We start from the raw sequence: 24,028 nt of genomic DNA on the forward strand, positions 1-24,028 counted from the left end.
CCAGTATGAAAGCCCTACGAGTAATCAAATTATCGAGTTCGCTAAGGTTGTTGTAGCGTCGGTTCCCAGGCGGGATTAGCTTCAGGAAAGCCGGATATAACTATCCGGCTTTCTTATTTGATTCAAGTAGTGTAGGTAATTGTGTAAAATTATATTGTGTTTCGTCAATGGTATAAATATTCAATCGTTCGATATATTTGTCTGTCTGCGCCCTTGTTTTATGCCTATTCTGTCTTTGCATCCACTCCCTATCTACATTTCCTTTATTGTTAATTATGTATGCAATATTACCTGTATGCTTTAACGCATATGGTTTTTTGTCAATTCCTAAGCCTTCTTTAACAACCCTATTCCAGCTAAAACGTGCTTCTTCCGGATCTTTTTGCTTACTGCCAGGTAGCAGCCGCTTTCCCGTAAAAAGAAAATAGTCAGGTGGATATTTGTGAAGCTCCATTTCATGAAGAAGCGTTGCCATTGGTGCCAGTATCTGAATAAAGGCTGCTGATTTATTTTTTGCATCGGGCTTGCTTATCCGTACTAGTCCTCCTTTCAGATCAATGTCTTTTACTCGTAACCTTGTTATTTCTACCGGACGCATAAATTCCCAATATATCATACCAAAAAAACGGAGGTAATGCCTTTTGAAGCTAGCAAAGTGCGTCAGTACTTTTTCAAACTCTTCTGTAGTCAGTGGTATGAAGTCGTATTCCTCCGAATCTAAATCAATTTCGATTCCCTTGTAATCCTTATCAGTAACATACTTTACTAACCTAAAGGGATTTTCTTTTGTTAATTTTCGTTTCTTCAATTCATCCCAAAACAGGCCAATATGGGAAATGGAGGTGTTCACCGTTTTGGGGCCATTTTTTTTTATTTGCATAAGATAATCTCGGAAACTTTCAGCGACATCGACTGTTACTTCATCAATCTGGATATAAGTCTGATTGCTGTGATTGAGATATTTTCTGAATCGGCTTAACATGGTCCTATATGTTGTATTTGCACTCTTGGATTCAGTTTTAGCCCAATCATTTACAATTCCTTGAATGTGAGTAAGAGCGGATGTTGATTGTAGGTTAGCAATTTCAGTTTCCGGATTTACAGGCTTTTTTATTCCTTCAATAGGGTTGAATCCGGATTTTAAGGCGTTAGTAATAACATCGATAATTTCTTGAGCTATCTTTTCACGGATGGCAAGATTTTTCTTCTTGTTTAATCCCCATGACTCCTTGAAACGTTCAAATTTGAGAGTTTCCGGATTCAAGTAGCTGTAATGGACATACCATTCGTTTGGACCTCTATATAGCTCAGGTAAAGTGTAAGGAAGTTCTTGAGTTAACATATTCTCGCTTTTTCTGATGATTTTTTTCAGATCAGCAAGCGTTTGGGGTGTTGTATGCCTGGCCTTTTTTGTGGCAGAAAATTTAAATGAAAATGGAGAGCCTGCGCCAGCACTGCTCTCCATTGTACCCCAGATGGGAGTTGAACCCACACTCGCATTGCTGCGAACGGGATTTTAAGTCCCGCGTGTCTACCAATTCCACCACCAGGGTTTGTAGGGAATAATCAGAGCGAAAGACCGGGCTCGAACCGGCCACCCCGACCTTGGCAAGGTCGTGCTCTACCAAATGAGCTACTTTCGCAGATGTATTAAGAACTTTATAAAAAACTGGAGCGAAAGACCGGGCTCGAACCGGCCACCCCGACCTTGGCAAGGTCGTGCTCTACCAAATGAGCTACTTTCGCATTTATTATAAGAACTTTTTTTGTTGGGATTGCAAAGATAGGAATCTTTTTGAAGCTGCAAAATTTTTTTAACGCTGAATTAAAATATTTTACGAATTCCTTTTTTTTTAACTGCATCTAAGGATTCAGCTCATAGCCGTATTTCACCATCCCTAACAACTCCTTTCCTTTACCATAGCAGGTTTCACTCAAAGGTAATCCATTCGGCTGATATTCGTATTGCCAGATCGTATACGACGACGTTTGTGCGTTAACGGTAGTCATCTTCACCAGCTTTCCCTGTGCATTATACTCAAAGATATAGTCCGGCAACATACGCTTCTTCGCAGGCTGATAACGGTATACATCCGTTAGCCGGCCCGCCTTGTCGTAGTTGTAATAAATCCGTGTGCCACGACGCGTATCCTGCTCCTCAATCACATTCCCCGCACTGTCGGTTTTAAAAGCTACCACGGTGGAATCGCCGCCTTTACGCTGTATCAGCTGCTGCAACCGTCCCGCCGTATCATAACGGTACGTCCGGCTTTCATCAAAACGAAGCTTGCTGTCGCGCGCAATGGAGGTGCTGCTGATATATTGCAACCGCCCGCCTTCGTCGTAGCGGTATTGCGTAGTAGTTATACTTGCACCGGAACTGTCTACCGTTCTGATCAGCTGCCCCTTGGCGGAAAAAGTGGAGGTCATGGCAGAATAACCGGTGGAGCTGGACTGTGTTTGCGCCTTCATTTGCCGGTAGGTGGGGTTCAGGTTGCGCTCACAACGAAAGTCCCGGTCCGGTTGCATGTCGGCATCCAGCGTCAGCACCTGCTGCGTTTTTACCTTGTTTTCCTTTAGCAGCGCCATCGTCGCCACCGTTTGCTGGGTATTGTAAATGTCCTGGAAGTAATATTGACTAAAACCCCTGGCTGCAAATGCCAGTATACTCAGTGCCAGTAGGATCGTTTTCTTCATGCCCGTAAAATCGCTGATTTTGAATGTTCAAAGGTAAAACGCAAAAATCATATTAAAATTTTTTAACCGGACTTTATCCGGGTATAATTCGTCATTTCTTTTTTATCTTGCCGGCTGTTACAACCAAAAATATCTAAATCTCTTGAAATCACAACCCTTACGTAAGGAGAAAAACTGTCTTAACTGTGGTACAGAAGTGCCTGAAAGGTACTGTACACACTGCGGACAGGAAAATACCGTACCACATGAAACATTCACCCACCTGGTTAAACACTTCGTGGCAGATATCTTTCACTACGATTCCCAGTTCCTGACCACCCTGAAATACCTCCTTTTCAGACCAGGATTCCTTTCCCGGGAGTATATGGCCGGCAAAAGAGTACGTTACGTTAATCCAATAAAATTATACGTCTTTATATCCTTCGTTTTCTTTTTCGGCCTGTTTACCCTGCAACACGGCAGCGAAGATGACTCCGGTGAATTTGTGACGGAAAGGTCCCGGATCAGCGATTCCGTGAAAACAGGCGTTGAAGCGCTGGACCTGGTCCTTTCTCAGGATAGCTCTTCCACCGGCAAAAAGAGGAGTATTAACCACTATCAGACCGTGGAAGAATTTGATGCGGTACAACGGCAATTGCCAGACTCAGCACGCCTTCATGGCGCAGAGAAGATGGTGTACCGGCGGATCATCGGCGTCCGGCAGAAATACGGAGAAGACTCAAAAAAGGCCATTATAGAAATGTTCAATCATAATGTGCCCAAACTGATGTTTATCCTGCTGCCGCTTTTTGCCCTGTTCATGAAATGGATGTACCGCAAAAAGAAAAAGTGGTTGTACGCCGATCACGCCATCTTTGCCATCCACCTGCATTCTTTTGCCTTTATTACCGGGCTGGCCGGTCTTCTCCTGGAATTTATTTTCCATAACGATATCTTCATGACCATAGGCTGGTGGATCATCTTCATTTACCTGGTGCTGGCGCTCTGGAATAACTACCAGCAAAGCTTTCGGAAATCCCTGTTAAAAGGCATTGTGCTGAGCGTGGCTTATATCATGTCAACCGCTATTGTATTCCTGGTCTACATTTTACTGATGTTTATGATATTTCTTTAACTTTAAAAGATGCAACCGGAATTTATTATCATACACCAGCAAGTGGCGCCCTATGTTGCCCACATCCAATTGAACCGCCCAAAAGAACTGAATGCATTAAACCTGCAACTCATGGGCGAACTGAGAGACGCCCTGAAAATCCTTGATGCGGACGACGAGGTGCGGGTAATTGTCCTCAGCGGCAACGAAAAAGCTTTCGCCGCCGGCGCCGATATAAAACAAATGGCAGGGAAATCTGCCATAGATATGTATAATATCGATCAGTTCAGCACCTGGGACACCATCAAAAAAATAAAGAAACCTATTATAGCAGCGGTTAGCGGCTTCGCCCTCGGCGGCGGCTGCGAACTCATGATGCTCTGCGATATGATCGTGGCCAGCGAAACCGCCCGCTTCGGACAACCGGAAATAAAACTGGGCGTAATGCCCGGCGCCGGCGGCACCCAGCGCCTTACCCGCGCAGTGGGGAAAGCCCTCGCTATGGAAATGGTGCTTACCGGCCGCTTTATCACCGCAGAAGAAGCACTCCGGGCCGGATTAATTAACCGTATTGTGCCCGTGGAACTCTTCCTGCAGGAAGCTATAAAATTGGCCGCAGCAACGGCTGCCATGAGCCCTGTAGCGCTTAAAATGGCTAAAGAAGCCGTTTTGAAAGCTTTTGATACCAGCCTGGAAGAAGGATTACATTTTGAACGTAAAAATTTTTATCTTCTCTTTGCATCTGAAGATCAGAAGGAAGGCATGCAGGCGTTTATTGAAAAAAGACCTCCTGTATTCAAAGGAAAATAGCCCGGAACTTTATTGAAAACCATTAAACTATTTTATTATTTGACTTGTTAACCTTCCACTGATAAAAAAATTATGTTGTTAACTGCCGGGAAAGTGGTGCCCGATAGTTGTTGTAGCCCCCTTAGTATCAAATAAAAAAAATTTAACCATGAGTGCGAGAAGGATTCCTGTTGCATCACTTTTGTCGCTCACTATCTGCGCGTTTGCATGTAATAGCCCCGCCCAGAAAGTAAGGGCGGTTGTACTGGCCGACCAGACTAACCTGCCACCTACCGATACCATGATCGCTGGTGGCGATACTATTCAAACAGACATGGTAGCTTCCTGGAACAGTTTCCTGCAATTCAACGGTAAATACGCCGCGGAAAGCAGTCTTTTTGAAACCGAACCGCTGAAAAACAGGCTTAACGTACTGATAGGTAAGGCCCGTAAATCTTTTTTTGAAAGATTAAAAGTGACACCACCCATAGAAGTGGAAAACAAAATACTTTTTAATGAAGGATACATGCCCGGAAAATCAGGCTACGATGAAGCCGTTATTGCCATAGATATGGACCGGGATATCATTTACATCGGCTTCACAGTGAACAGAAGTCTTATGCTCTTCAGCGAAAAAGGAGATACCGACTACCCGGAAAAATTCCTGCAATGGATGCAGAAATTTGAACGCTGAAAGAAAAAGGAAGACCGGTATGGCCTTCCTTTTTCCTATTTCTTTTAATTATCAAACTTATTCTTCAACGCGGCCAGCTTTGCCTGGAAGTCGTTCAGCGGCGCCTCTTTAGCCGCCGGCTTATTCACCTTCTTCTGCTGATGCTGCTGATCGCCACGAGGCTCCCTTCTGGTTCCCTGTTGCTGGGAACCGCCGCCACCGCCTTTCTCATTGTCTTTCATCGATAATGAAATACGCTTACGCGCCACATCAATTTCCAACACAGTTACCTGCACCTTCTGATTCAGCTTTACGGCTTCATTAGGATTGCTGATAAATTTATTAGAGAGATGGGAAATGTGCACCAGTCCATCCTGCTTTACACCAATATCCACAAATGCACCAAATGCAGTGATGTTGGTTACCACGCCCGGCAATACCATCCCCGGCTTTACATCCTCCATTTTATGAATGCCTTCGGCATATTCAAAAATAGAGATCTCGTCACGCGGATCACGGCTAGGCTTGGCCAGCTCCTTCAATATATCTTCCAAAGTAAGCAAACCTACTTCGGCGCTCACATAATCCTTCGGATTAATTTGCTTACGCAGTTCTTCCTTACCCATCAGGTCCTGTACAGTGCTGTGTTGTTTGGCCGCCATTTCTTTGATCAGGTCATAACGCTCCGGATGCACCGCGGAATTATCCAGTGGATTATCACCGTTTTCAATACGCAAAAAGCCCGCGCACTGCTCAAATGCTTTATCGCCCAAACGATGCACTTTCTTCAGCTGCATACGGTTGCTGAATGCGCCATTTTCTTTACGGTACTTTACAATGTTCTCCGCAAGGGAAGGGCCCAAACCGGAAATGTACGCCAGCAGGTGCTTGGAAGCAGTGTTCAGGTTCACACCCACATTGTTCACACAGCTCACCACCACGCGATCCAGGCTTTGTTTCAACGACGACTGGCTCACATCATGCTGGTACTGTCCTACACCAATAGCTTTCGGATCTATCTTCACCAGCTCGGCCAGCGGATCTATCAGCCTGCGGCCAATAGAAATAGCGCCACGCACCGTTACATCATGGTCCGGAAACTCTTCACGGGCCACTTCTGAAGCAGAATATACAGACGCGCCGCTTTCATTCACCATAAACACATTGATCTTTTTGCCAAAATCAATCTTCTTTACAAACTCCTCTGTTTCCCGACCCGCGGTACCATTACCCACGGCAATGGCTTCGGTATCATATTTTGCCGCCCACTTCTTCAGCAGGGCTTCTGCATCATCTCTCTTGTAATTTTTTTCCAGCGGGAAAATAACATCGTTATCCAGCATATTGCCCTGGTTATCCAGCGCTACTACTTTGCAACCTGTTCTGTAACCCGGGTCAATGGCAATAACGCCCTTAGGCCCCAGCGGTGCTGCCAGCAGCAGCTGGCGCAGGTTTTCCGCAAATACTTCGATCGCTTCCTGATCCGCTTTTTCTTTTGCCGATGCCCGGAATTCATTCTCCAGGGAAGGACGCAGCAAACGCTTGTATGCATCTGCGGCAGCTTTGGTTACCTGTTCTGCCGCCTTGCCTTTACCGGTCACAAATTGTTTGTTGATCAGCGCATTGGCATCTTCCTCTACCGGTGCAATAGAGCTGAACAGGATACCCTCGTGCTCTGCCCGTAATATCGCCAGCACCCGGTGGGATGGCATCTCCCGCAGATCCTCTGAAAACTCGAAATAGTCTTTATATTTATCGCCTTCGGCTTCTTTTCCTTCTACCACTTTAGATGTGAGCTTGCCGGTATTGGCAAATAATTTACGCAGCTTATCACGGCACTCCGCATTTTCATTGATCCACTCCGCAATAATATCACGCGCACCTTTCAACGCCTCTTCAGACGTTGCCACCTGCTCATTGATAAATGTTTCTGCCGCTGAAATATCACCGTCCTGCTGCTCAAACAACAGGGTAGCCAATGGTTCCAGCCCTTTCTCAATGGCCACGGTAGCACGGGTTTTACGCTTAGGCTTATAAGGCAGGTAAATATCTTCCAGCTCCGCCAGTACCCAGGTGTTCTCTATTTTGGATAATAACTCAGGCGTCATTTTTTCCTGCTCAGTGATCGTTTTGATAATAAAATCACGACGGTCATCCACCTCCTTGTAACGCTTCTGCAGGTCTTCAATACGGCCTATCTGCACCTCATCCAGACTTCCCGTTACCTCTTTACGGTAACGACTGATGAATGGAACCGTAGAGCCTTCAGATAACAGGGTCATGGTGTTTTCTGCCTGTTTACCGGAAATACCCAACTCCGATGAAATAAGCGCAATGTGTTTCGGATTCATAAATCAATACATTTTGGGATTTTTTGATTGCCAGATGCCAGGTTTTGTAACCACAATAATTACAAAAATTACCATCTCCAAACCATGAAATCGCTACCATTTAATAGCTCGCAAATGTAACTAAAATGGCCTTTTTACCAAGAAAAAGTATTCCCCATTTTTACACGTCCGCATTTGGTTCTCCGTACCTGTTCTTACCCGGAATCATCTATGAATATCAAAATCCCCAAATGATCCCTATTTTTACAAAATATGGAAAAGACAGCTACATTTGATCGCCTCCTGCAGATCATGGACGATTTAAGGGAAAAGTGCCCCTGGGACCGCAAGCAAACCATTCAAACGCTTCGTCAGCTCACCATCGAGGAAACCTATGAGCTGGCGGATGCCATCACCGATGAAGACTGGAAGTCCATCAAAGAAGAATTGGGGGATATCCTCCTGCACATCGTGTTCTACGCCAAAATAGGCTCGGAACAGCAGAAATTTGATATAAACGACGTTATAAACGGCGTATGCGATAAACTCATCCACCGCCACCCGCATATTTACGGCGATGTAAAAGCCGATACAGAAGAGGAGGTAAAACAAAACTGGGAAAAACTTAAACTGAAAGAAGGAAAGAAATCCGTACTCAGTGGCGTGCCCCTGTCGCTGCCCGCCCTCGTAAAAGCGATGCGCCTCCAGGAAAAAGCCAAACAAACCGGCTTCGAATGGGATAATACAGAACAGGTATGGGAGAAAGTAAAGGAAGAAGTGAATGAACTGGAAGAAGCAGTGAACAGCGGGAATATAAATGATATGGAAGATGAATTCGGCGACGTGATGTTCTCTTTGGTGAACTATTCCAGGTTCCTTAACATCGATGCGGAAAATGCCCTCGAACGTACCAATAAAAAATTCCAGCGCCGGTTCCAGGCAATGGAAGTACTGGCACTGGAACAGGGCCGCACCCTCAACGATATGAGCTTAACGGAAATGGATACACTCTGGAATAAGGTGAAAGCCACAGAGCAATTGTAAATCGTTCTTTAATACACCCGCATTGATCGATTCTAAAGAAATACGGCTTTTTTTCCTGCGACATGGCTATCTCCTGATCATTGCAGCCTGGTTGTTCACCTTCGCTTTCCTGTTCAGTAACTACTGGTCGTACTACTCGTCCCCGCAGGGCGTGAAACGCAGCATGGAAAAGAGTATCCATCAACGGGAAAAAACATTCGAAAAACTCGCTAAAGATACGGCCCTCACTGCCTCCCTCTTCCAGCGCAGCTACGACCAGCAAACACTGGACAAACTCACCGGCATGGAGTATTACCTCTTTGCCTACGATTCCAATAACACCGGCATCTGGCTCACCTTCTGGAATACCAGCCAGGTACAGCCGGATGAACTGCAAACCACACTGGAAAACGGCCAGCGGTTCATGAAGCTGAAAAATGGCTATTATGAAGTCATCACCCGGAAAGTAAAATCAATCCGGGGGCACGCACAATACCTGGTGGCGGCTATTCCCATCCGCATGGAATATGCCATTAAAAACAACTACCTGGTCAATCACTTTTACGATAAGGAAGAACTGGGAGAGGAGTACAGCATCCTCCGGGAACAACCCGCCCTGGTAGTACCGGAACATACCATCCTGCCGGTAAATAACGGACAGGGACAAACGCTGTTCTTCCTCGATTACAACACCGGCATGCATGTACATCCCTCCAATAACCTCAGCATACTGCTGCGGGTGCTGGGTTGTATCTGCGTACTTATATTCCTCAACCTCTTTGCCACCCTGCTGGCCAAAACCACCAACCCGCTGTATGGCTTCCTGTTCCTGTTCCTCATCGTATTCGGTATGCGGGTACTCAGTTACGTATACCCGTTCCCGTTCAACCTCAAGGAACTCAATATCTTCGATCCCAGGATCTATGCAAAGGATGAAATCTTCTACTCGCTCGGCGATCTGCTGATCAACGTATTACTCACCTTCTGGATGATCCTCTTCTTCCGGGAACACGTAAAAACCATCAACCCGCCGGTACTCAAAAAAAGATGGGCGCAGAGCGTGGTGATCATCATCGCCAGCCTGATCCTCTATATCGTGGAACAATTCCTGGCAGACCTCATCCAGAGCCTGGTAATAGATTCCAAGATCTCTTTTGATGTAACCAACCCCTTCAGTCTTACGGAATACAGTATCATCTACAGCATCATCGGCTTTATGGTACTGGGCTTCATATCTTTCAGCTTTTTGTTCTTCTCCCAGATCATCAACTACCTGCTGAATGAACTCACTAATTTTCAATACCGTACCAAATATATCTGGCTGGCAGCGGTAGGCATCATCTGGCTGCTGTTCCGTATCCACAACCCGGAACTGCCATTCTCCGTTACAATGGTGATCTGGCTGCTGATCTACATCGTGCTGCTCGACTTCCTCGCCGATCGCTTTGAAAGCAGTATGGCCACCGTACCGTTTCTGTTCTGGCTCTTCCTGCTCACCATCACCACCTCCGGCGCACTGGTACATTATAACAACCATAAGGAGCTGTATGCCCGTCAGAAACTCGCGGAAGACCTGTCCAAACAAAAGGATCCTTACCTGGAGATGCTGTTGAATGATATCGGTAAAAAGATAGAACACGATGAAGCCCTCCAGTTTTTTTTCCAGGACCATAACGGCAGAACCCACCGTAAATCGGCGTTCGACAGCCTGCTCCTGCCAAAATATTTCCAGGGCTACCTGAGCAGGTTCCGGGTAAACCTGTATGCCTATGATGAAAACGGCGCCTCCCTGTTTGCCGCAGATACCGCCAGCTTATTAACTTTTAACCGGCAGATATTTACCGAGTCGGAAGCCTCTCCATCACTGGTGCCCGGCAACGACCTGTATTATTATGAGCGCAGCTTCAACGACTACAGCTATATCGCCAAAAAAGAATTTCACAACGCCGGCGGGGAAGTAACCGGCTGGCTGGTATACACCCTGGCGCCAAAACCTGTAAGCAGCGAACGGCTTTATCCTGAACTGCTGGTGGAAGGCGATATGAGTGATCCGGGCCGTGAATACGCCGGCGCCTATTCTTTTGCTGTATACGATAAAGGCATTCTCGTAAGCAATAACAACGATTTTCCTTTCCCCATCCGGTTATATGCACATGAACTGCCTGCGGCAGATGTTACCGTAAAATCCATCAAAGGTTATTCAGAACTGATCTACCGCGCTACCCCTGAAAAAGTAGTGATAGTGGTAAAGGAAAACAGGATGTTCGTGGAATTCATCACCCTGTTTGCTTACATGTTCTGTTTGTTCCTGCTCATCATTGCTGTATACAAGGCATTCGACCTGCTCATCAAAGCAAGGATGCGGATCAGCAACCTGCGCGCACTGATCAATATCAGCATCCGCAAAAAAGTACATGGTACCATCATCTTTGTTGTTATTTTCTCTTTCCTGATATTGGGTATCACCACTATTAAATTCTTTATCTACCGCTCTGAAATGCAGAACCGCGAACGGCTCAGCAAAACCATGAGAGAGGTAGCCAAAGACGTGGAAAAGGTATTGGAAAATCAGCGTGACCTGGACCAGGTAGGGGATATGTATGATTCAGAACTGATGAAAAAGCTGGCTGGCTCCCTGTCGGATATCGCTAATGAACGGGCCCTGGATATCAATATCTACGACCGCGATGGCAACCTGCAGCAAACCACCCAGCCAATGATGACGGACAAAGGGCTGATCTCTGCAAAAATAGACCCGCAGGCATTCTACAGTTTATACCGGCTGGAGCAGATCCAGTTTATCCATACGGAATATATCGGGGTAATGCCGTTCCTGTCGGGTTACATGCCGCTGCGTAATCATGATACACATGAAGTGATTGCATACCTGAACGTTCCTTATTTCGCCACGCAAACAGAACTGAACCAGCAGATCTCCAACTTCCTCGTGGCCCTCATCAATTTCAACGCCTTCATTTTCCTCATCGCGGGAATGGTGGCGCTGCTGATCACCAATTCCATCACCCGCTCGTTCTCGCTGGTAACGGAAAAGCTCCGGCACGTAAACCTGGGTCAGCGCAACGATGAAATAGAATGGGATAAAGATGATGAGATCGGCGCACTGGTAAAGGAATACAATAAAATGGTACGCAAGCTGGAAGTGAGTGCGGTGCGACTGGCTAAAAGTGAAAGGGAGGGGGCATGGCGTGAAATGGCGCGGCAGGTGGCCCATGAAATCAAGAACCCGCTTACGCCTATGAAGCTGAGCATCCAATACCTGCAACGCGCTATCGCCGGCGATTCACCCAATGTGAAGGAGCTGTCGCGCAAAGTGGCCGGCACCCTCGTGGAACAGATCGAACACCTCTCCAATATTGCGTCCGACTTCTCCGCCTTTGCCCGCATTGGCGAACCAAACAACGAAGAGTTCCTGCTCAATGAAGTATTGTATTCCCTCACCTCCTTGTACCAGGGACATGAGGATTGTGAAGTTACCTACGTGCAGCCCACACACGATTTTTATGTATTTGCAGATAAAACCCAGATGAACAGGCTGTTCACCAACCTGTTGCTGAACGCTATACAGGCCATCCCCGACGACCGTAAAGGACAGATCGTGGTACGGTTGCAAATGACTTCTGATAGTCACGTGATTGTGAGTGTATCCGATAACGGCGAAGGCATTTCCACGGAAATACAATCCCGCATTTTCGTTCCCAACTTCACTACCAAGTCTTCCGGTACCGGCCTCGGACTGGCCATGTGTAAAAACATTGCCGAGCAGGCGAGAGGGGAGATCTGGTTTGAAACAAAGCTGAACGAAGGCACTACGTTCTATGTGAAGTTGCCGCTGCAGGGACATTAATACGGCAATCCTCCACAAAAAAAACGACGCTCTGGATTCCAGAGCGTCGTTTAAATAATTTTTTTGCGTTTACTGCTGTTGTGTATCGTCTTTAGCTACAAAGCTTTCTTTAATTTTTTCCAGCAGTTTGCTTTCGATCATTTGCTGCGACAGCTGTATCATGTTTTTAAATGCAGTTTCCTGGGAAATACCGTGACCAATAATTACTGGTTTGGAAACGCCTAAAACAGGAGTACCGCCATATGATTCAGAATCAAATTTTTTCATGTAGTCATCCTGAATATTACGTCTTAACGCAATTTCATGGAATGATTCGGCCATCTTAAGTACGATGTTTCCGGTAAAGCCTTCGCATACAATTACATCTGCTTTTTCGGAGAGGATATCTCTTCCTTCAATGTTGCCGACGAAATTAATTTGTTTGCTTTCTTTTAACAGCGGGTAAGTTGCCTGCGCAAGCAGGTTGCCTTTGCCTTCTTCTTCGCCGATATTCAGTAAACCAACTTTAGGATTGGGTACCTGAAGAATATGTTTGGAATATAGGGATCCGAGAAGGGCAAATTGTGCCAGGTTTTCAGGTTTGCAGTCGGCGTTGATACCTACGTCGAGCAAGAGGCCGTACGTGCCGTTTTCACGGGGTACCAGAGTAGATATAGTAGGACGTTGCACTCCCTCTATGGCTTTAATGGAATAATAGGTGCCCACCATCATGGCGCCGGTATTACCTGCGCTGATGAAAGCATCTATTTTTTCATTTTTCAGTAAATGAAAACCGATAGAGATGGAGGATTGTGGCTTCTCTTTCAGCGCCTTGGTAGGGTGTTCATCCATCCCGATTACCTGGGATGAATGAACAACTGAATATTTTGATTGGTCCAGCTGTGCTGCTGCAATTAAAGGAGCTAACTGTTGTTCGTCTCCAATTAAAACCAGATGCACCTCAGATGCAACAGTGTCTAAATATAATTTTACTCCTTTTACTGCTTCGGTGGGCGCGAAATCGCCACCCATCATATCAAGCCCGATTCTCATGTAACTCAAGGTTTGTTCTTGTTAGCTCGGGTAAAAATAGTAAAATAATTTATTATTTAGCTGCGCTCTGTTTTTCCAACACTACTTTTCCTCTGTAGTACAGTTTGTTTTCCACCCAATGAGCACGGTGTCTCAGGTGCACTTCACCGGTTGCGCTGTCTGTGCTTAATGTATCCGCTACCGCCTTATAATGCGTTCTTCTCTTTGCTGATCTTTGCTGAGAATGTCTGCGTTTAGGATTTGGCATTTTATTTAATTTTTAATTGTCCTTAAATTTATCCAATCCTTTCCAGATTGGGTTATCGTTTTCTTTTGCCTGCTGGTTCATTTGCTCCAGCATTTCAATCACTTTCGGATTACACCCGCTTTTGCCGTCGGCATTGTCAGGATGTATACGTTGCATTGGAATGCTCAGATGGATGAACTCGTATATAAATTCTGCCACGTTCAAATGGCTCTCTGTCTTCAGTATATACGATACATCCGGATCTTCTTCTCCACTTGCCAGCTCTTCCGGATTCTCTACCAGCTTTACTATCTGGTTAAAATCATCCCATAGCTGCATTTCGAAGGGCTCTCCGCACCGGTCGCAGGTAACTGTTACCTTACCACCTATCGCAAATTTCAGTAAGAAGAAGTTACTCTTCTTGTCCAAAGTGAGATTTACACTCACCTCGCAATTACTGAAATCCCTCGGCTCCTCGAAATTATCAAAGAAACGCTCCCCGATAGCATAATGAAATGAATGTTCCCCTGGGTTTAATCCAACAAAGGCTATATCAAATTCGCGGAGTGGTTTCATATCAATATCCTCACTTTTAGAGGGATGCAAAGGTAATTAAATATTTGCAATTGCAAAAATTTCATAAATTTGTTCACCAACGATATCTTATTTATATATATATTTATATCATAAAATATCAGCCATATTGATGTTGTGGCATCCAGGCGTGAGGCGCAAAGGTACGTAATTAGCTTTTATCTTATACCTGATTTTCACAATTCAACGATTTTATTGAAAACCCGTATCCCCATTCCATCAAAACGATGAAGGCCACAGGAAAATACAGTAAGAAAATAAACACTACTGGTAGTGCCGGCATGCCTTTAAACGGTGCTCCGGACCTCTTTTCCCTGCCCATAACGGCCTGGCTCAACAGTACCAGCGCCGGCCTGCTGGTGACCAATGAAAAACACCGCTGCATATGGGTAAATGACATTTTCAGCCGGTATATGAATGGGAATACCCCCCTGAACTGCTCGTATCCGGAACTGATCCGCTATCTGAAACCAATGGTAGCCGATTATGTGCCGCTGGAAGCCAAAATGAAATCCCTCCGCAAGGAAAAAAAGCCCTGGTTCGGTTGGGAAGTGCCCTTCCGCAACGGTCATATCTGGGAAATTAATTACCTCCCCGTATTCAACGGCGAAATATTCAGCGGCAGCATCTGGCAGGCCGTCGATATCACCCGCAGGCACAACGTACAGGAGGAAATAAAACGCAATGAGGAAAAATTCAGGGTTATCCTCAATAACCTCAACGCTGCCATGTGCGAAACAGACGTAAAAGGCAATATCACCCGCGTATACGAAAGCTTCTGCCGCCTCTCCGGCTATAACGAACAGGAACTCATCGGCCGGAACATCACCGACGTTTTTGTACCGGAAGATAACCGGGCCTACGCCCGCGCCCTCCGCAAAAAACGGCTCGATGAAAACGTGCCCCTCGTATACGACATGGAAATAAAGCTGAAAGACGGCTCCAACCGGTGGATCCTCGCCAGCTCGGCCAATATATACGACCGCCACGGTAACATTACCGGCGGAGCAGGGATCCACATAGATATTACAGATCAGAAAAAACTGCAACAGGAACTGGAAACAGCCCGCCGCCAGGCAGAAGAAGCCCAGCGCGCCCAGAAAGACTTCCTCGCCAGCATGAGCCACGAAATCCGTACGCCGCTCAATGCCATCATCGGCATGGCCCACCTGCTCGAAGAAACCCACCTGGACCCGCAACAGCAGGAATACGTTAACATCCTGAAAAACTCCTCCGGCATACTGCTGGGCATAGTCAGTGATATTCTCGATATTTCACGCATTGAAGCCCGGGAAATACAGGTTAACCAACGCGAATTCAACCTCCGCGAACTGATCCAGTCACTACGCAATACCTTTGAACTCAAACTGGGGCGCCGCCCCGTAAAAATAACCGCAGAACTGGACGCTGCCCTCAACACCTGGCTGATTGGCGACGATGTACTACTGAACCAAATACTAATCAATTTGTTAGGTAATGCAGAGAAGTTCACCAACGAAGGCGAAATTGCCATCACTGCCACCCAGGAAAGCTGGCAGGAAAATAAGCTCTGGATACGCTTCCGGGTAAGCGATACGGGCATAGGCATCAAAAAGGATAAACTGGAACTCATTTTCCGGAACTACAAACAGGCAGAAGACGATATCCGTGAAAAATACGGTGGTACAGGTCTGGGACTCGCCATCGTTAAACAACTTGTGGAAATCCAGGGTGGCAACATCACCGTGGAAGAACTCTCCGGCTTTAATACCTGCTTTAGCTTTAATATCCCCTTCCTGGATAGCCGCCGGCCACTCACGGTCAATACAGATAAGCTAAGCAGGAAATTACTGCAACGGTCATTTGAAGACGCAAGGGTCCTTGTGGTGGAAGATAACCAGATGAACCTGCGCTATATCATGAGCCTGCTGGAAAAATACAAAATCAACTATCAGCTGGCTACCAATGGCCCGGATGCTACCTGGTTCCTCGAATCCCGGCAATACGACCTTATCCTCATGGATATCCGTATCCCTGGCATGAATGGCATGGAACTGGCTCAAAAAATAAGGGCAGATGAAGAACAGCCGAATGTGGCCACGCCGGTAATCGCCACCACCGCCGTAGCAATGGAAAGCACCGCCACCATGGCGAGGGCCGCCGGAATAACAGATATACTCACTAAACCCTATACACCAGACCAGCTATTACAGATTTTTAATAAATATCTCAACGAAGACGAAACAGAATTAATAATGGAAGAAGTGCAGAACTTAAGCGGATTTGAGTTTAATAACGATTTGGATGTCAAATATCTCACAGATCTCTATGAGAGCAATATTTCCTATGCCGCCGATCTCTTTGAAATTTTTATCAGAACTATCCGGGATGAAATCGCCAAACTGCAAACAATGGTAGATAACCACGAATGGGAAGCCATGAAATTCCAGGTACATAAACTGAAACCGAATTTCGCCATGGTGGGCCTCACCTGGATCAGCGCTAAAATGCAGGAACTGGAAAATTATCTCCGTATCAACCAGGAACTGCATAGTACAGAAATCTGCCGGCTTTTTGATGAAATTACGCAGGATGTAAACCGCTACTATCCACTCGTGGAAGAAGAATATGGCAAGATGCGCGATTTTATCGACTCCCCCGGCGAATAATCAGTACGATTGCAGCACCTCTTTCATGCTGTTGTAATAATTACCGCCAAATAAAATGAAATGTACCATCAACGGGTATAACTGGCAGATGCCTATCCGCTGTTGCCACCCCGGCTGTAATGGATAGGCAGCCTGGTACGCATAATAAAACCGCGTGTCAAAACCACCAAAAAGCCGCGCCATGGCCAGGTCTATTTCCCGGTGGCCATAATACACCGCCGGATCAAAAACACAGGCCCGCCCGTTACTTCCCACCATAAAATTACCGGACCACAAATCACCATGCAGCAATGCCGGCGCTTCCACCGGGAAAATCTGCGGCAACTGCCGGCACAACCGCTCTACCTGCTGCACCAGCTGCCTGTCTACCAGCTGCTGGTCATAAGCCATCCTGATCAGCGGCAATAAACGGTTAAACGCATAAAACACCGGCCAGCTGCTATAAGGCGTATTATACTGCTTCAAACTTCCCACATAATTGGTTCCCGCATACCCATAATGGGGCTGCGTTACGCGATGCTGCTTCGCCAGCGAAACAGCAAAGTCATCCCAGAAATCAGCCACTGCCTGCCCCTTCGTCAGGAATTCCTGCAACAGGTAAGCCCGTCCGTTCACACTCCCGTATGCCAATGGTTTGGGCGTCTGCAATGCTTTGGCAGCCTGCAACTCCAGCAATCCCGCGTACTCCTGTTTAAACATATCAGGGTACTTCCCGGCATCATTCATCTTAATAAAAAAATATCCTTCGTTGGTGCCTATACGAAAAGATTCGTTAATATCACCACCATGCACGCTTTTTGCATCATTAATATGTATTTTTACTTTCAAATGTTCGGAAAGTGCTGTGCTTAACTGTTTTTGTAGAATTTCATCTATCATGTTCCGCCACATTATATGGAGACAAAAGTCCGGATTAAAAAGAAAATCGTCCGTATTGTACTAACACTTACGGCTATACTGTTGTTAAAAGGATTATTCGCCTGGAGTAACCGCTTCGGCGATTTCTACTTCCATAGGTGGTACGATTGGAGTAGTTTGGCGTTCAGACAAGTAACAGGTATAGTTCCATTCAGTATTGGCGATGTAATATATACTGCCTGGATTATCGGAGGAATACTCTATTTGTTAAAACTATGTTATAAACTCATCCGCGCACGTTGGGAAGCCCTGGGTTTTCAACTGCTTCGCGGTGTTCAATTCCTGCTTGGGGCATATCTTGCCTTCCTCGTATTATGGGGCTTTAACTACGAACGCAACTCCCTCACCAGCGATACCCGTATCGTTACGGGCACTTATAACACGCAGCAACTTTACCATTTATCGGATACATTACTGCAGTTAGTCAACCTGGAAAAGGCCAACACGGGCGATACCACCGGTGTCATGAAAACGGATACCACCGGCAAACCCATTTTTGAAAGGGCCATCGCTGCTTATGATGCTGCTGCCAAAACCTGGCCGGCCCTGCGTTATAAAGCGCCCAGTATAAAACCGGCTATGTTCGGCCACTGGCTTAACTACCCCGGTGTTACCGGTTACCTCAACCCGTTTACCAACGAAGCGCAGGTAAATACCACCGTTCCCGATGTATTGCTGCCATTTGTTTCCTGTCATGAAATTGCACACCAGATAGGGTATGCGCCGGAAGAAGAAGCCAACTTTGTAGGTTACCTGGCGGCTACCAGCATTCCGGATAGCCATTTCCGTTATGCCGCCAATTTTGATATGTTCCTTTACAGCGTTCGCCAGCTTGCCCGCCGCGATACCACCCTCGCCCGCAACATCTGGAAAAGGGCGCTCCCCGGTGTAAAAGCCGACTATAAAGCCATCATGGATTTTTATGAACCTTATACGGGAAAAGTAGATGCCTATTCCTCCCTGCTGTACGACCGCTACCTCAAAGCCAATAAACAGGATAAAGGTATCCGCAGCTACAGCGAAGTAACCGGCTGGCTCATCGCCTATTTCAAACTATAACAGGCGTCAGTTCATCATCAGCACATTCACGCTGCGCTGCAAAATATTAAAGGCAATTTCTGCCATCAGGTTTTCACGGTCAAGCGTAGGGTTTACTTCGGTGATCTCAAAACAACAAATCTTACGGTGTTGCATGAACTTGGCAATCAGGTCCTCAGCTTCCCGCTCTCTCAATCCATTACTTACCGGTGTGCCGGTACCTTTGGAAATAGAAGCGTCCAGGCTGTCCACATCAAAAGAAACATAGATGTACTCACAATCACTCAGGTAACGGAACACAGAACGGGAAATGTTCTCCGGCCCTTTCCTGCGTACTTCACTGGTGGTGATCACCTTCATACCATATTGCTTGATCAGGTAATCTTCTTCCTTCTCATAATCCCGCAGGGAAATAAACACAATATCTTCCGGAAGCACCTTCGGCGCTATTTTACCGATATTTTTCAGGGCATTCCACATTTTAGCGGTATTCTCATCCAGGTCGTGCACCTTGCAGTCCATATTGTCTTCCGCAATGGCGGTAGCCAGCGGCATACCATGCATATTACCGGAAGGGGTGGTATAAGGTGTATGCAGATCGGCATGCGCATCTATCCAGATCACGCCCAGCTTGGCTTTGGGATGGGCCATCTTTAAACCTGCAATCGTTGCGCCGGCAGTACTGTGGTCACCGGAAAGCAACACCGGGAACCAGTTGGCCTTCACTGTTTCGCACACACTTTTGCTGATACGCTCGTACATATTAAAAGTACCTTTGATCCTTTTGGCATAGGGCGATTCGATAGGTTCAAACAACAGCTTATTTTCCGTTTCAATTGCTTCGGTGGGGAAGTGTACAAAAAAGTTGCTCATAAAGTCCAGCGCGGCAATCTTAATAGCATCTACACCCAAACTGGCGCCACGCGTACCTGCTCCTATTTCTGATTTTACTTCTATTATTTTAATATTCTTCATAAAAATAGCATTAAAGGCAAGCTACAGGATTTTATGTGAACGCCCAAAGCAACGGAACGTGTGATGGTGAAAAACTTGTATATAATACATGAATCAAATCCAATACAGTAGCGTTATTGTAGCGATTTGTTCAATATTTCCCCGGTTCTGGTTGACAACGTTGAATTTTAACCGGGCTATTTTTTTAGCTGCTGATTTATAAATAATTTGAGTCTATTACCATATTATAAAATTAAAATCATGGACTTTCAATTGACGGAAGAGCATCTGATGATACAAAAGGCAGCACGCGATTTTGCTGTTACTGAATTACTGCCAGGTGTAATAGAAAGGGATGAACACCAGAAGTTCCCCACAGAACAGATCAAAAAACTGGGAGAACTCGGCTTCCTGGGTATGATGGTGAGCCCGAAGTATGGGGGAGCAGGACTGGACGCGATCTCTTATGTGCTGGCAATGGAAGAAATCTCAAAAATTGATGCCTCCGCCTCTGTGGTCATGAGTGTTAATAACTCCCTCGTTTGCTGGGGGCTCGAAACATTTGGTACAGAAGAACAAAAACAGAAATACCTGGTACCCCTGGCTTCCGGGCAGATAATTGGCGCATTTATGTTAAGTGAGCCTGAAGCCGGTTCTGATGCTACTTCCCAGCGTACGATCGCAGAAGATAAAGGAGATCATTACCTGCTCAATGGTACCAAAAACTGGATCACCAACGGTAACTCCGCCAGCGTATACCTGGTAATGGCGCAAACCCACCCTGAAAAAGGAAGTAAAGGCATCAACGCCCTCATCGTGGAAAAAGAAATGCCCGGTATCACCATCGGCGCCAAAGAAAACAAACTCGGCATCCGCGGCAGCGATACCCACAGCGTGATGTTCCAGGATGTAAAAGTGCCAAAGGAAAACAGGATAGGAGAGGACGGCTTCGGGTTTAAATTTGCCATGAAAACCCTCGCTGGCGGCCGTATCGGCATCGCATCCCAGGCACTCGGCATCGCCAGTGGCGCGTATGAACTGGCCCTGAAGTATTCTAAAGAAAGAAAAGCATTCGGTAAAGAAATAGCCCAACACCAGGCCATCCAGTTTAAACTGGCAGATATGGCCACCCGCATAGAAGGCGCCCGCCTGTTATGCCTCAAAGCCGCATGGGATAAAGATCAGCACCAGGACTATACCCTCAGCAGCTCTATGGCCAAAGTATTTGCCTCCGAAACCGCTATGTGGGTAACCACCGAGGCAGTGCAGGTACACGGCGGCTACGGCTATGTAAAAGAATATCACGTAGAACGCCTCATGCGCGATGCCAAGATCACTCAGATCTATGAAGGTACCTCAGAGGTACAACGCATCGTTATCAGCAGGAGCATTCTCTCGTAACGCGGATTTTGTCTTTTTCAGGATTAGGCTGATTATGCTGATTCAGGGATTTGATCACTTTTGATTTTAAATGATTAAGGGAGATATAAGCGAAAATCGCTTATATCTCCCTTAATCATTTAAAATCCTTATAAAATCAAAAAGTAAAATCAATGAAATCAGTATAATCAGCCTAATCCTGAAAAAGACAAAATCCGCTTATCTTTGCCCGATGGCAATTAATTTAGAAGCATACCACGAAGTGCTCGACCGGCTCCATCCATATCACGCCCGGCTGGTAGCCGTTTCCAAAACGAAACCAGTGGAAGATATCGCTGCGTTCTATGCAGCAGGGCAAAGGATCTTCGGCGAAAACTACGTACAGGAACTAACAGAGAAACAGGCACTTTTACCGGCAGACATAGAATGGCATTTTATTGGGCACCTGCAATCCAATAAGGTAAAATTCATTGCGCCATTTGTTCATACTATTCATGCAGTGGATAGTCTTAAATTGCTGCAGGAAATCAATAAACAGGCTGCTAAACATCAGCGTGTTATTCATTGCCTGTTACAGGTACACATTGCAGCAGAAGAAACAAAGTTTGGTATGGATGCGCAGGAGTTACAGCAACTGCTGCAAACATACCACGCCGGTCCATCCGCTTTTTCACAGGTACGCATTGCCGGCATGATGGGCATGGCTACCAACACTTCCAACGAAACACAGATCCGTGAAGAGTTCCACCAGCTCCACAAATTGTTTGGATCCGTTAAAACCACTTACTTTAACAACGAAGCGTACTTTAAAGAACTGTCCATTGGCATGAGCGCCGACTATCACCTCGCCCTGCAGGAAGGGAGTACCCTGGTGCGTATAGGTAGCCTGCTCTTTGGCGAAAGGAACTATTCACAAATGTAGTCTTATGAAAAAACTAAGCATCCTCCTGGCAGGTATCGGCCTGGCTTTTACCGCCTGCAATACCGGTCAATCCGCTAAAACCCCTGCCAATGGTGTGTGGCAGGCAAAACTGCACCGCACCGATGGGGCAGACATCGTTTTCAACTTTGAAGTAAAAGATACCGCCGGTAAAAAAGTACTGTATGTACTGAACGCAGCAGATAAATTACTGGTAGATGAAGTCACCGTAACCGGCGATTCCCTGCTGATTAAAATGCCCTTCTTCGACTCGGAATTCAAGGCAAAGCTTACCTCCGACAGCGCCGCAGAGGGCCTCTGGATCAGGCACCTGGCGGATAAAGACGTAAGCATTCCTTTCTCTGCCGTAGCAGGCAAGGCAGAACGCTTCGCCGTAAACACACCCGCTGTCGCCAACGTGTCCGGCCGTTGGGTAACACAGTTCGTATCTTCAAAAGATAAGGACAAAGCCCCTTCTACCGCCATTGGAGAGTTTAAACAATCCGGTAACATCGTACACGGCACCTTCCTCACCACCACCGGCGATTATCGCTTCCTGGATGGCGTGGTTGATGGCGATACCCTGCGCCTCTCCACCTTCGATGGCTCCCATGCGTACCTGTTTACGGCCCGCGTTGGGAAAGACAGCATCACAGACGGCCGCTTCTTTGCCGGTATCGGCGACGGACTCGAATACTGGTCGGCCGTGAAAAATGATACCGCCAAACTCGCCGACGAAAGAACCATCGTCACCATGAAACCCGGTCAGCAACAACTTGATTTCACCTTCCCTGATCTCAACGGCAACAAGGTGAACATCAAAGACGACCGCTTCAAAAACAAAGTGACAATCATTACCCTCATGGGCTCCTGGTGCCCTAACTGTATGGACGAAACCGGCTTCCTCAGCAAATGGTATGAGAAGAATAAAGACCGTGGCGTGGAAGTAATCGGGCTGGCTTATGAACGCACCACCGACTTCGAAAAATCGAAACATGCCCTCGAAGGCTTCCTGAAACGCTTTAATGTAAGCTACCCGGTACTGATTACCGGCGTAACGCCCGCCGATCCTGCAAAAGGAGAGAAGACCCTCCCGCAGCTCACCGGCATCAAAGGTTTCCCCACCACTATCTTTATCGATAAAAAAGGGAACGTACAGGAAGTGCATACCGGCTTTTCCGGCCCCGGTACAGGAGAACACTACGAACAGTTCCAGGCTGACTTTAACCGACTGGTTTCCAGTATGTTGGAAGCTGAGTAGATACAGATCAAGTCCACCTCAGGTCCACATCAAGTCCACGTCAAAGGCATGGATGAAGCATGGATAAAGCATAGTTAAAGCATGTCCTAAGCATGCATGAGGCATCGGATCGGTTATCTTCCTGTTAACAATCCGTTTTCATAACTGGTGCTTTTCAGATATTCGGGCTAAAAAGGTATTATAACCAATATATAAGACTATTGTATAATATTGTGCCGAAACACATAAATCCTCTCTGGTATTTGCTTTCCGGGGAGGATTTACTTTTTAATAAAATTTATTATTTCATTTCTTTCAAAAAGGTTTGAAAAATACCAGAATCTGATTATTTTACTGCTCCGTTTGACTTTTATAAATTCCATTATCTAATACGCTTATCTTATCCACCTGCCGGGACAATGTCAATTCTGATGTTGTCCTGGATAGCGTTCCCTTCGAATTTTCACGATATTGATACTGGTACATTTACTCTCTCTTAGCAGGTGGTTTTTCTTCCCTTTTCCTATACAATAACATTTCTTTAAGATCGGATCTTCTCCACACACTTTTACTGGCCTGATATTTGAAAATTTCTGGTTACAGTGTGAA

At 46.2% G+C, this 24,028-nt stretch carries 18 protein-coding genes and 3 tRNA genes; 10 read left to right on the top strand and 11 right to left on the bottom strand.

Features of this window, described 5'->3' with window-relative positions:
• Positions 1 to 100: 100 nt before the first annotated feature.
• The 5 genes from B5Z18_RS30055 to B5Z18_RS30075 all read right to left on the bottom strand — a co-directional run bounded on the left by B5Z18_RS30055 (position 101) and on the right by B5Z18_RS30075 (position 2,697).
• Positions 101 to 1,465 (bottom strand): tyrosine-type recombinase/integrase, encoded by a 1,365-nt coding sequence (locus B5Z18_RS30055; RefSeq protein ID WP_079473279.1) that lies wholly within the window; start codon positions 1,463 to 1,465, stop codon positions 101 to 103.
• A 2-nt stretch (positions 1,466 to 1,467) separates the two neighbouring features.
• Positions 1,468 to 1,553, bottom strand: a tRNA-Leu gene (locus B5Z18_RS30060).
• 17 nt (positions 1,554 to 1,570) lie between these two features.
• A tRNA-Gly gene (locus B5Z18_RS30065) sits at positions 1,571 to 1,643 on the bottom strand.
• A gap of 27 nt (positions 1,644 to 1,670) precedes the next feature.
• Positions 1,671 to 1,746: transfer RNA gene (locus B5Z18_RS30070), tRNA-Gly, on the bottom strand.
• A 117-nt stretch (positions 1,747 to 1,863) separates the two neighbouring features.
• A complete protein-coding gene (locus B5Z18_RS30075; RefSeq protein ID WP_079473280.1) occupies positions 1,864 to 2,697 on the bottom strand; it encodes an RHS repeat domain-containing protein in 834 nt (277 codons plus the stop codon).
• Positions 2,698 to 2,839: 142 nt separating this feature from the next.
• Here B5Z18_RS30075 and B5Z18_RS30080 point away from each other — a divergent pair, with 142 nt between their 5' ends.
• The 3 genes from B5Z18_RS30080 to B5Z18_RS30090 all read left to right on the top strand — a co-directional run bounded on the left by B5Z18_RS30080 (position 2,840) and on the right by B5Z18_RS30090 (position 5,273).
• A complete protein-coding gene (locus tag B5Z18_RS30080; RefSeq protein WP_159454485.1) occupies positions 2,840 to 3,811 on the top strand; it encodes a DUF3667 domain-containing protein in 972 nt (323 codons plus the stop codon).
• 9 nt (positions 3,812 to 3,820) lie between these two features.
• Positions 3,821 to 4,600 (top strand): enoyl-CoA hydratase-related protein, encoded by a 780-nt coding sequence (locus tag B5Z18_RS30085; RefSeq protein ID WP_079473282.1) that lies wholly within the window; start codon positions 3,821 to 3,823, stop codon positions 4,598 to 4,600.
• Between the two features lie 148 nt (positions 4,601 to 4,748).
• Entirely contained in the window at positions 4,749 to 5,273 is a 525-nt protein-coding gene (locus tag B5Z18_RS30090; protein ID WP_079473283.1) for a hypothetical protein, read from the top strand.
• Positions 5,274 to 5,317: 44 nt separating this feature from the next.
• Here the strand turns inward: B5Z18_RS30090 and B5Z18_RS30095 are convergent, their stop codons facing one another.
• A complete protein-coding gene (locus B5Z18_RS30095; protein WP_079473285.1) occupies positions 5,318 to 7,603 on the bottom strand; it encodes a Tex family protein in 2,286 nt (761 codons plus the stop codon).
• A gap of 252 nt (positions 7,604 to 7,855) precedes the next feature.
• On the opposite strand from B5Z18_RS30095, the gene mazG reads away from it, so the two are divergent.
• The gene (mazG, locus tag B5Z18_RS30100) at positions 7,856 to 8,626 is read left to right on the top strand and encodes a nucleoside triphosphate pyrophosphohydrolase (RefSeq protein WP_079473286.1); all 771 of its coding nucleotides are present in this window, start codon (positions 7,856 to 7,858) and stop codon (positions 8,624 to 8,626) included.
• Positions 8,627 to 8,648: 22 nt separating this feature from the next.
• Positions 8,649 to 12,470 (top strand): sensor histidine kinase, encoded by a 3,822-nt coding sequence (locus B5Z18_RS30105; RefSeq protein WP_079473287.1) that lies wholly within the window; start codon positions 8,649 to 8,651, stop codon positions 12,468 to 12,470.
• A 69-nt stretch (positions 12,471 to 12,539) separates the two neighbouring features.
• Here the strand turns inward: B5Z18_RS30105 and plsX are convergent, their stop codons facing one another.
• The 3 genes from plsX to B5Z18_RS30120 are packed head-to-tail and all read right to left on the bottom strand — an operon-like array spanning position 12,540 to position 14,304.
• Complete coding sequence (gene plsX, locus B5Z18_RS30110; RefSeq protein ID WP_079473288.1) at positions 12,540 to 13,502, bottom strand: phosphate acyltransferase PlsX; 963 nt, start codon at positions 13,500 to 13,502, stop codon at positions 12,540 to 12,542.
• Positions 13,503 to 13,554: 52 nt separating this feature from the next.
• Positions 13,555 to 13,749: a 50S ribosomal protein L32 gene (rpmF, locus tag B5Z18_RS30115; RefSeq protein WP_079473289.1), complete on the bottom strand. Its 195-nt coding sequence runs from the start codon at positions 13,747 to 13,749 to the stop codon at positions 13,555 to 13,557.
• 12 nt (positions 13,750 to 13,761) lie between these two features.
• On the bottom strand, positions 13,762 to 14,304 hold the full coding sequence (locus B5Z18_RS30120; RefSeq protein ID WP_079473290.1) for a YceD family protein: 543 nt from the start codon (positions 14,302 to 14,304) through the stop codon (positions 13,762 to 13,764).
• Positions 14,305 to 14,549: 245 nt separating this feature from the next.
• Here B5Z18_RS30120 and B5Z18_RS30125 point away from each other — a divergent pair, with 245 nt between their 5' ends.
• Positions 14,550 to 16,970 carry a PAS domain-containing hybrid sensor histidine kinase/response regulator gene (locus B5Z18_RS30125; protein ID WP_079473291.1) on the top strand — a complete coding sequence of 807 codons (2,421 nt, stop codon included), beginning with the start codon at positions 14,550 to 14,552 and terminating at the stop codon, positions 16,968 to 16,970.
• Here B5Z18_RS30125 and B5Z18_RS30130 read toward each other — a convergent pair whose 3' ends face one another.
• On the bottom strand, positions 16,971 to 17,849 hold the full coding sequence (locus B5Z18_RS30130; RefSeq protein ID WP_159454486.1) for a fructosamine kinase family protein: 879 nt from the start codon (positions 17,847 to 17,849) through the stop codon (positions 16,971 to 16,973).
• 15 nt (positions 17,850 to 17,864) lie between these two features.
• Between B5Z18_RS30130 and B5Z18_RS30135 the strand changes: the two genes are divergently transcribed.
• Complete coding sequence (locus B5Z18_RS30135) at positions 17,865 to 18,947, top strand: DUF3810 domain-containing protein (protein ID WP_079473294.1); 1,083 nt, start codon at positions 17,865 to 17,867, stop codon at positions 18,945 to 18,947.
• A 6-nt stretch (positions 18,948 to 18,953) separates the two neighbouring features.
• Here the strand turns inward: B5Z18_RS30135 and B5Z18_RS30140 are convergent, their stop codons facing one another.
• Positions 18,954 to 19,901, bottom strand: coding sequence for an arginase (locus tag B5Z18_RS30140; protein WP_079473296.1), 948 nt, complete (start codon positions 19,899 to 19,901; stop codon positions 18,954 to 18,956).
• 240 nt (positions 19,902 to 20,141) lie between these two features.
• Between B5Z18_RS30140 and B5Z18_RS30145 the strand changes: the two genes are divergently transcribed.
• The 3 genes from B5Z18_RS30145 (at position 20,142) to B5Z18_RS30155 (ending at position 23,440) form a co-directional block, all read left to right on the top strand.
• Positions 20,142 to 21,281, top strand: a complete 1,140-nt coding sequence (locus B5Z18_RS30145) for an acyl-CoA dehydrogenase (protein WP_079473297.1) — start codon at positions 20,142 to 20,144, stop codon at positions 21,279 to 21,281.
• Positions 21,282 to 21,492: 211 nt separating this feature from the next.
• Entirely contained in the window at positions 21,493 to 22,182 is a 690-nt protein-coding gene (locus tag B5Z18_RS30150) for a YggS family pyridoxal phosphate-dependent enzyme (protein ID WP_079473298.1), read from the top strand.
• 4 nt (positions 22,183 to 22,186) lie between these two features.
• On the top strand, positions 22,187 to 23,440 hold the full coding sequence (locus B5Z18_RS30155) for a TlpA disulfide reductase family protein (RefSeq protein ID WP_079473299.1): 1,254 nt from the start codon (positions 22,187 to 22,189) through the stop codon (positions 23,438 to 23,440).
• The last annotated feature ends 588 nt before the right edge of the window (positions 23,441 to 24,028 follow it).

The organism is Chitinophaga ginsengisegetis, from assembly GCF_900168065.1.
GTDB lineage: Bacteria > Bacteroidota > Bacteroidia > Chitinophagales > Chitinophagaceae > Chitinophaga > Chitinophaga ginsengisegetis.

What these genes read in the sequence shown, in the direction of transcription:
- B5Z18_RS30135 (WP_079473294.1), top strand. Translation starts at nt 17,865, where the DNA reads ATGGAGACAAAAGTCCGGATTAAAAAGAAAATCGTCCGTATTGTACTA.
- B5Z18_RS30055 (WP_079473279.1), bottom strand. Translation starts at nt 1,465, where the DNA reads ATGGAGAGCAGTGCTGGCGCAGGCTCTCCATTTTCATTTAAATTTTCT.
- B5Z18_RS30075 (WP_079473280.1), bottom strand. Translation starts at nt 2,697, where the DNA reads ATGAAGAAAACGATCCTACTGGCACTGAGTATACTGGCATTTGCAGCC.
- B5Z18_RS30140 (WP_079473296.1), bottom strand. Translation starts at nt 19,901, where the DNA reads ATGAAGAATATTAAAATAATAGAAGTAAAATCAGAAATAGGAGCAGGT.
- B5Z18_RS30090 (WP_079473283.1), top strand. Translation starts at nt 4,749, where the DNA reads ATGAGTGCGAGAAGGATTCCTGTTGCATCACTTTTGTCGCTCACTATC.
- B5Z18_RS30120 (WP_079473290.1), bottom strand. Translation starts at nt 14,304, where the DNA reads ATGAAACCACTCCGCGAATTTGATATAGCCTTTGTTGGATTAAACCCA.
- B5Z18_RS30095 (WP_079473285.1), bottom strand. Translation starts at nt 7,603, where the DNA reads ATGAATCCGAAACACATTGCGCTTATTTCATCGGAGTTGGGTATTTCC.
- plsX (WP_079473288.1), bottom strand. Translation starts at nt 13,502, where the DNA reads ATGAGAATCGGGCTTGATATGATGGGTGGCGATTTCGCGCCCACCGAA.
- B5Z18_RS30150 (WP_079473298.1), top strand. Translation starts at nt 21,493, where the DNA reads ATGGCAATTAATTTAGAAGCATACCACGAAGTGCTCGACCGGCTCCAT.
- mazG (WP_079473286.1), top strand. Translation starts at nt 7,856, where the DNA reads ATGGAAAAGACAGCTACATTTGATCGCCTCCTGCAGATCATGGACGAT.
- B5Z18_RS30155 (WP_079473299.1), top strand. Translation starts at nt 22,187, where the DNA reads ATGAAAAAACTAAGCATCCTCCTGGCAGGTATCGGCCTGGCTTTTACC.
- rpmF (WP_079473289.1), bottom strand. Translation starts at nt 13,749, where the DNA reads ATGCCAAATCCTAAACGCAGACATTCTCAGCAAAGATCAGCAAAGAGA.
- B5Z18_RS30130 (WP_159454486.1), bottom strand. Translation starts at nt 17,849, where the DNA reads ATGATAGATGAAATTCTACAAAAACAGTTAAGCACAGCACTTTCCGAA.
- B5Z18_RS30145 (WP_079473297.1), top strand. Translation starts at nt 20,142, where the DNA reads ATGGACTTTCAATTGACGGAAGAGCATCTGATGATACAAAAGGCAGCA.
- B5Z18_RS30125 (WP_079473291.1), top strand. Translation starts at nt 14,550, where the DNA reads ATGAAGGCCACAGGAAAATACAGTAAGAAAATAAACACTACTGGTAGT.
- B5Z18_RS30085 (WP_079473282.1), top strand. Translation starts at nt 3,821, where the DNA reads ATGCAACCGGAATTTATTATCATACACCAGCAAGTGGCGCCCTATGTT.